At 57.6% G+C, this 7,750-nt stretch carries 5 protein-coding genes and 4 pseudogenes; 3 read left to right on the top strand and 6 right to left on the bottom strand.

All coding sequences use genetic code 11. The features are described 5' to 3' along the window. Positions 1 to 96: 96 nt before the first annotated feature. Positions 97 to 1,155: a glycosyltransferase family 4 protein gene (locus E3T47_RS13380; RefSeq protein WP_134556557.1), complete on the bottom strand. Its 1,059-nt coding sequence runs from the start codon at positions 1,153 to 1,155 to the stop codon at positions 97 to 99. Positions 1,156 to 1,706: 551 nt separating this feature from the next. On the opposite strand from E3T47_RS13380, the pseudogene E3T47_RS13375 reads away from it, so the two are divergent. The 3 pseudogenes from E3T47_RS13375 to E3T47_RS15985 form a co-directional block, all read left to right on the top strand. Then, positions 1,707 to 1,800 (top strand): annotated as a pseudogene (locus tag E3T47_RS13375) (transposase); the annotation flags it as partial. A gap of 185 nt (positions 1,801 to 1,985) precedes the next feature. Further along, a pseudogene (locus tag E3T47_RS16895) lies at positions 1,986 to 2,711 on the top strand (ATP-binding protein). Positions 2,712 to 2,879: 168 nt separating this feature from the next. Next, positions 2,880 to 3,436, top strand: a pseudogene (locus tag E3T47_RS15985) (transposase). Positions 3,437 to 3,752: 316 nt separating this feature from the next. On the opposite strand, the gene E3T47_RS13355 reads toward E3T47_RS15985, so the two are convergent. The 5 genes and pseudogenes from E3T47_RS13355 to E3T47_RS16465 form a co-directional block, all read right to left on the bottom strand. Beyond that, complete coding sequence (locus E3T47_RS13355) at positions 3,753 to 5,063, bottom strand: MATE family efflux transporter (RefSeq protein WP_134556555.1); 1,311 nt, start codon at positions 5,061 to 5,063, stop codon at positions 3,753 to 3,755. Positions 5,064 to 5,456: 393 nt separating this feature from the next. Then, positions 5,457 to 6,587 carry an acyltransferase family protein gene (locus tag E3T47_RS13350; protein ID WP_134556554.1) on the bottom strand — a complete coding sequence of 377 codons (1,131 nt, stop codon included), beginning with the start codon at positions 6,585 to 6,587 and terminating at the stop codon, positions 5,457 to 5,459. A 143-nt stretch (positions 6,588 to 6,730) separates the two neighbouring features. Next, positions 6,731 to 7,165 carry a hypothetical protein gene (locus E3T47_RS13345; protein WP_206751339.1) on the bottom strand — a complete coding sequence of 145 codons (435 nt, stop codon included), beginning with the start codon at positions 7,163 to 7,165 and terminating at the stop codon, positions 6,731 to 6,733. Positions 7,166 to 7,315: 150 nt separating this feature from the next. Continuing rightward, entirely contained in the window at positions 7,316 to 7,642 is a 327-nt protein-coding gene (locus E3T47_RS13340; protein ID WP_277871837.1) for an integrase core domain-containing protein, read from the bottom strand. Further along, a pseudogene (locus E3T47_RS16465) lies at positions 7,623 to 7,750 on the bottom strand (IS30 family transposase); the annotation flags it as partial. The pseudogene E3T47_RS16465 and the gene E3T47_RS13340, both read right to left, overlap by 20 nt.

Raw genomic sequence — 7,750 nt, 5'->3', positions numbered from 1 at the left:
CGCTCAAGTGAAGGCGACGAACCAAAGCCCAATCTTCCACTGTGATCACCCATCTATCGTGCTTGGGTGGCCTAGTTTTAAACCGTCGATTCTGGACTACATTTCAACCGTCGCTGACAGAACCCGGTCATATTCCTCTAGAAGTCTCGACGGGGATGCCTGAACAAGAAGGGCAGAAATTGAATGTTGAACTCGCGTCACTTCGTCTTTGCTGATGTGTGCCCGTACTGAGATGCTTCCGGCCAGCGCTAAAGCAAAGTCGTTATCGTCTCGGACAATTTTCAAAGCAATGCCTTCGCCCATTAACGCGCTTAGGTAGTCGGTTCCTGGATTCGATGATGCGACTACGGGCACGGAGAGAGACAGCGCCTCGAAAACAGGTATCCCGAAGCCTTCGTAGAGTGACGGTGCCAATAGCACCCAAGCACGAGCTATCGTTTGAATCACCTCAGTGTCAGAGGCGCCTGAGATGTGCGTCGTGGTTGAGCGCCAGGATGAAGCGTCGGCGCTTGGACCGACAACCGTGAGCTGGATGTTTTCTCCCACTATTCGCCCTGCCCGTTCGACTGCCTCCTCCACGAGCCACCCTCTTTTTCGTCCAGCGAACGAGCCAACGAAAACGACGGACCTTTCAATCGAGGGAAGGATGTCCGTAGGTCGCCGCACTTCAACAACCGGTGGCATGAGCGTGTGGCAGTCGAATCTGGTGTACGAATCGGGGCCGATCGCTATTCGATTCTTAGTTGATGATTTTGAAATCAATTCGGTGACGGCGAGTAGATAGTGATTTAGCTTCCTGAGGCCCACAGATGACCTGGCTTCCGAGAGCGACGAGCCGAGAAACGTCCTGACTCTTGGAGTTCCTGAGCGCGACAAGGCCCAGTCATCTCCAAAGGAATGCAGCACATCAACGTCAAGCATTTTTAGGGCCCTACGCGCTCGAAAGGGAGCAAGGTAAAATCGGCCGAATCTTGACTTGGGACGGGGAATATACACCATTCGAACTCCGCGTATGGGCTTCCCATCTTCAAAAGTGACGACTGTCAAGTTGACTTGAGACGCAAGCGCTGAGGCAATCCTGTAGGCATATCTGGCTACGCCACCAGAGTGAACCGTACTGGGCCATTCGAGGCAAAGAAACGCGATGTTCAACATTCTTGAGACTGCCTCATATTCTTAGACAATGTATATCGCTTTCTGTGGTCAGTGAAACTGACGAACTAATGGTTCTTCTATACGACCAGAATCGTTGCACACGGCCGGACTGTGTCTAGGATTGGAGGCATTCTCCTAGCCGTCTCCCTTACGACTCCAACGAGATGGCGGTTTCTGTATCTCATCCTATTCCTCGTCTGACGACCAACGACGAATCATTTTCTGTCTCATCAGACGGCAAAGCGGGCATTCGTTCTCTCAAGGCTAGGAAATACCCACAAATAGCCGGGATACCTATAACATCTTGATCTATTTTGGTTCGCTTAGGGAGAGCCTAATAGTTCTGACCGCCAATGGGCGGGATTTGATACGGTGGATGAGGCTAGTTCGCGCCGTTCGCCCTCGACGCTCGGACCCGTTCCGCTGCAGAAACACGACAAAGCCGAACAACAACGACCCAGCATCGACGAGTGTGAAACCCCGTCCACGACGCATTGCGAGATAGGAATCGACCGCCGCGATGCGCCGCATCGCCAGGAACGGAAGGTAGCCGAATCGTGTCCCAGGCCGTTGTTGTCGTGATCGGCGTGGCCGCCGACGGGCGGCGGGAGGTCCTCGGGTTCGACGTGAGCGACAGCGAGAACGAGAACGAAGGCTTCGGGACGAGCTTGAGTAATAGGCCTGCTGGGGGTCACCGATATTGGCTTTGGGGGCCATCGGGCGGTGTGGTCAGTAGCGTGCTTGGGGGCCACCGAATATTGCTGTTGGGGGCCATCTGCTTAGCTCCTTCTACCGCGTGTATAGGCTCCCGGCAGAAGGAGTAATCAACAATGGCACGAAGGATCAACGCGAAGCTCGTGACCAAACGCAATCTCCGCGAGATGGGAGTGACCACCCTGTTGGATGCGTTCGACGCTCAAGACGACGTCCTGACGCTGGGTTTGGCGTTCGAGGAGAAGATCAAACTGGCCATCGATGAAGCCCATTCCGCCTTCACCCAAACCAAAGTGGAGGGGCTGATCCGTCGGGCGAACCTGCGCTATCCCAACGCTGACCTGCGCCGCTTGGACCTCGTGAAGAGCGCGGCCTTGACCGGTCGGTGATCGCCGGCTTGGGCACGTGCTTATTCATCGACCGGCAGCAGAACGTCGTGTTCCAGGGCTTCACCGGATCGGGAAAATCGTATCTGGGCTGCGCGCTGGCGAAAGCGGCCTGCCTGCATCGGGTGCGAGCGCGCTACGTCCGGATGCCAGAGCTCCGGGTCAACGAAGTTCCTGAACAAGTACGCAGCATTCAGGCTGTTGGTGATGGATGAATGGCTTCTGGACGAGCCGACCGAGAGCACGAGGAGCATGCAGTTGGAACTCCTCGAGCGACGCTACGACCAGGCATCAACGGTGTTCTGCACCCAGTACGCCCAGAAGGACTGGCACCAGCGCCTCGGTTCTGGAGTCCACGCCGACGCGATCATGGACCGCATCGTGAACAACACCATCTGGGTCGAGACCGGTGGCCACAACATGCGAGAACACACCGCCGGCCAGATCACGGCATAGATACTCGCGCGGTCGCGCGCCGCTGGCCCCCGACCGCGCGGCTACGCGGCACCCAAAGGCAATACCGGCGGCCCCCAAAGGCAATATTCACTGACCCCCACAGCCTCAAATACTCAGAGCTTCCTGCGGTCGTTGAAGACTCGCGGTCTCGACGGGGTGAACTTGGTCATGTCTGACGCCCACACCGATCTGAAGAAGGCCATCGGGACTGTCTTCCAAGGCGCTGGCTGGCAGAGATGCCGCGTGCAGTCCCTGCGCAACGTCCTCGCCGTGGTCCCGAAAAGATCTCAAGAGATGGTGGCGTCGATCATCCGCACCATCCTTGCCCAGCCCGACCATGAGCACATCGAGAAGCAAGTTCGTGATGTCACCACCATGCTCAGCGATCCCACCCCAAAGTCGCGGCGATGCTCACCGACGCCCAATCCGACTTGCTGGCGTTCGCGGCGTTCCCACGGCGTCACTGGCGACAGATTTGGTCGACAAACCCGTTGGAACGGGTCAACAAGGAGATCGAACGTCGCACCGATGTCGTCGGCGTGTTCCCCAACTCCGCCGCCCTGCTGCGGCTGGCGCGCTCAGTCCTGATCGAGCACCACGACGAATGGGAAGCCGGCGAACGTCGCTACTTCTCCGAAGCTTCGATGCTCGAGCTGACCACAATGAACAACCCCGTCGAGGTCATCTACGAGGCGGTGATCCTCCCAGAACTCGCTGCTGCCTAAACTAAACCAACTGACCTGCACGGTGTCGAGAAACTGCACCACTCCGCGGGACGGGACCGGGAAGAGCTCTCCGCGATACGCAGATTTGCATAGATCATGCCCGGAACCGAACCGCGAACAATGGCCAGATAGCGGCCGTATAATCCAGGACCCCTCCGACCGGATCTCGAGCCGGCAAGACCTCCGGGGGCAGTCCCATCCTCCCAGAAATCAGCACCTGTTGACATCGCGGGGAAACTAGTCAAATAATCCTAATCTCGGGGAAGTCAGCAATTCAGCGGGATCGGACCGCGCCGCCGCCTCCGATAAAGGATCTCTAGGCCTCAGAGCTGAGACGGGTGAGTCGAAGACTACGATCCTGCGCCTTCCGAAATATCGCACGTGACGTCAATCGAACGAGGGCCATGGCCACCATGCATATAGCCATAACTGCGCCAGTCAAGGATTCGAATTGCAAAAACACCGCAAGCCCACCAAGCAGAGCTATCAGACCGATTACCGAAGACGCGGTCAGACCTCGGCCGTTTAGCGAGGCGGAGTCCCAGTACGTGCGCAAATTCCACTGGTCAGTTACTCCTTGGTAAATGATCAGAATGGCGCAGACCGTAGGGAGGCTTTTGAAATCAGTGCCGAAGAGAGGCACCGCGAGCATGTTAATTAAGACGATAACCAGAATTCCCGACGTCAGTGAGGCCGCCAGCCCGATAAAGCTCCGCGATCGCAACGTAGTCGAGGCCGCCTGCTGTTCCGCATTCAGGAAACGAGAAAAGGTGATGTCGTTTATGGCCTGAGTAGCACCAGCAGCCGCGGACGCGCACGTGACGGCGACTGCGTACACTCCTAGAACATGCGGTGGTGCCAGTGCCGCCAGCAGGAGCTGGTCAATCCGGCCGCCGACAGCGTCCAGCGCTGATGTGGACCAATATTGGAGGGTGAATCTCCAGGGGATCTTTACTATTCCGCTCCTCCGAAGGAGCGGAATGCATAGCAACGATCCAACGATAATCGTCACGACTTGTCCAAACAGGGTCGCCGCATAGACAAGCTCAAAAGTTAGGTTTCCGACGGCGAATGCTACGAGAACTGCGGCGGAGGGAAGTATGAGATTAATGGATCGGAGCACGTTCCAGAGGACAAAGCGACCGTTGGAAAGGGTATATTCCATTCCTAATTGAGCTAATCCAGCAAATAACAGCTGGGGTGCCCCTATCCGAATCAGAAGTGCCAGCTGTTCATTCCCATTTGCCACCACGTCTGCGGTCGCAAGTGCGAGTACTGTGCTCACCACGCCAAGGAGTGTGGTTGTCAGCATCCCAGAACGTGACACGAGGTGTTTTTGCGTGGCTGCAACGGCCAATGTGCGGGGAAGTCCTAAGAAGGCAGTCCATGAAAGCAGCTGGACGGTCACGAAGGCGGCGGCCAACAAGCCTCTGCCGTCGGCCCCGATCGTCCGGGCGATAATGGGCGCTGACAATAGGCTCAGGCCCATTCCCGCGTAAGTCACAAAGGTTGTGCCCATGAAGCCGGTTGGAGGAGCACGCAACCAAAGTCTTTTTTTTCGTCCCCCCTCAAACCGGCGGGGTGGAAGTGTGGCCATCAGATTTCCCCCATTTGGATCATTAGTCATTGCCCACACCTGACGCTTTTCAAGACACGCACTCGTCGAAAACCCAACTGGCGACTTAAGGTCAAACCGAACGTCGGCACAGACTACTAGACAAGACCGCGCCGTACGCAACGTGCACCAGGCGGATTTGCCAGCCCGATGAGGAAGTGAGCCAAGTCTTTCATCAATTGCGAACGCGCGCGAGCCTACTGTCGCCGCACCCGTTACCTTGAAGCTTTGCTCTTGCAGAATGTTGGCCTGTTGGGCTTGGCATGGTTTTTGCCCCAGCCATTGACCATCGGGTGCCCTATGTAGTTCGTCAAGGGGTGGAGGGTGACTGGGTTTGATAAATGGTGCCGTCGCGGAGCATCGCGTGGCTGTCAGAACGCAACACTCTGGGCGAATTTGACGGGGTCAGTTCGGCTGAACCGCTCGCGGAGACAGATCATCGGCCTGGACGGAAGCTGGCGAGGCCTGCCGTCGGCTTGTTCGTAATAGCCGCTCGAGCAAGACTCGTCCTCGCGGCTCAAAGTACTTGGCTGAGAGGATCGAGAACGCGATCAGGATCGCCATGAATAAAGCGAACTCGAGCCAGCCATTCGGCCGATGGCCGAGCAGCAGGGCGAGGGTGTAGAAAACGCCCACCTGGTAGATATAGATGCCGTAGCTCGCGTCACCCAGAGTGCGACCCACGGTCGTGTCGAAGAGGGAACTCAGCACGCCACCACCCAGCGCGAGGGTGACGATGCAAACCAGCCCGACGAGCGATACGACAACGTGCACGAGGGAGTTGTCCGGCTCGAAGAGTGAGGCGGTCAGGAGCACTAGCAGGAACGCGCCGAGCTGGGCGAGAGAAGTTGGTATGCGCCCCCACGCCGGGCCGCGCCAGTTGCGGAAGACTGACCCCACTACGACCGCGATCAGGAATGGCCCGACCCGAAGTAACGGCACCCACTCGAGGTGAAAGCCGGGATGGAACATCATAAGAATGGCAGTGCCACCGGCTGTTACCGCAATGGCCAAGGCGATCTGCTGCCTTCGAGAGAACCGGACAATCACCGGGCCGGCAACCAGCGTAAGAACGAGATAGAAGAACGTTTCGTTGGAGAGCGACCATGCCGGGTTGTTCCATGATTGTGCGTTAGGTATCCATGCCTGCAACATGACGAGAGTGGAACCTGCGACCACGGCCGTCTTGGCTGCTCGCGCGATTTCGCTGCCCTGCGCTGGGAGCAGGGTCAGAAAGTATGAGAAGGACAGGACCAGCCCAAGCAGGTAGGCCGGGTATAGGCGCGCCATGCGGCTAAGGAAGAACCGGCGTCGAGTCGTGGTCAGTCCAGTTCGGTCAATGTAGGCGTAACCGAGAAGGAACCCTGAGAGCACGAAAAACACGTCGACCAGGTAAGCGCCGCCTGCGAAGTAGCCACCGGTCCACGATGGGAAATATTGCGCGCCGAAGTGATGGATAACGACAGAAACAGCGGCTACCGCCCGCAGTCCTAGAAGACCTGGGAGGTAGCCGCTGCGTCTGAATCCTGTATCCATTCTGCGAGGTTAGCGCACGGCGTTGTTGCGGATCACTCAGTAGATGAGGCCGGAGTAGAGATTCTTCCAGGCTGCACCGTTTGTTGCTCCCGCACCAGCGCCGCATGCGAGCGCGGCGTTGGTGTTGTTGGCCGCGTCCCCGTTCACCTTTGCGAGCTTGCTGATGTCGCAGGCAAAGCCAGCCGATCGGGAGCGGATGGGGGCCACGGGTTTGCGCCACCCGCAAAAACGGTCTTTTCGTTCGGGTTGGTGATACCGCTCCCGCCAATAATCATCGTCGCAGCGAGGTACTGCACAAGGAACACCTGATACCCCACGTTGGCCACGACGCGCGGGCCAAACGACCACTCAGATGGGCCGCTGAGTTCGGCCATTGAATTAGCTGAGGTGTAGCTATCGGAAAGAGAAACCCGGCAGACGGGAGTTGAGCCGGAGGGCTGCACGTAGAGCGCGCTCCCGCCAATCTGAGTGATCCCCGACATGGTGAGCCTGTCAATGGTTATAGCATTTTGGTGGACTAGATAGCCGTCGTTCTGGGTCTGCGAGATGCGAACATTCCGCACGATGAGGTCATGCACAACGGATGCTGCATTGTTGGTCCGGACAACTTGCGTACCCCCTGCCGCTTTCGGCATGTTGATGCCCTCAAGATACAAGCAGTCAATCTCGATGGAACCTTGGATGTACACCGGGTAGAAGTGGACTTGCCCCCGGTTAGTGGACACGGGCTAAGCGGCGAGTTGAACTTCCGCGGTCTCTGACGAGTATTGCAGTTCGAAGTCGACTGGGCTGATCTGCCCGATCAAGGAGTGCCGGCGGCGGCGGTTGTAGCGGTCCTCGATCCAGGCGCCGACTTCGCGGGTGGCGCGGTCGCGGGTGGGCCACACTCGGCGGTAGTAGAACTCTGTTTTCAGCGTCGCGAAGAAGCTTTCGGCCATCGCGTTGTCCCAGCAAATACCGGTCAATCCCATCGAGCGAGTGAGACCATTCTTGACCGCGAACGCGGTGATCTGTTCCGACGCATATTGGGCAGATTCAACCGGTCGTCGCAACACCGGTGATTACGCTCAATAATAGCTCGTTCATCGCTTCAGCTGGTGTCTTGAATCCGAGTGTTTTGCGAGGGCGTTCGTTCAGGGTTTTGGCCACTCCTTCGAGATCGA

The organism is Cryobacterium ruanii, assembly GCF_004404055.1.
Classification (GTDB): Bacteria; Actinomycetota; Actinomycetes; order Actinomycetales; family Microbacteriaceae; genus Cryobacterium; species Cryobacterium ruanii.
This window is presented reverse-complemented; position numbering and strand designations above follow the sequence as displayed.

Excerpts from the sequence above, each read along its gene's own strand:
- E3T47_RS13380 (WP_134556557.1), bottom strand. The coding sequence starts at position 1,155 with ATGTTGAACATCGCGTTTCTTTGCCTCGAATGGCCCAGTACGGTTCAC.
- E3T47_RS13355 (WP_134556555.1), bottom strand. The coding sequence starts at position 5,063 with ATGACTAATGATCCAAATGGGGGAAATCTGATGGCCACACTTCCACCC.
- E3T47_RS13350 (WP_134556554.1), bottom strand. The coding sequence starts at position 6,587 with ATGGATACAGGATTCAGACGCAGCGGCTACCTCCCAGGTCTTCTAGGA.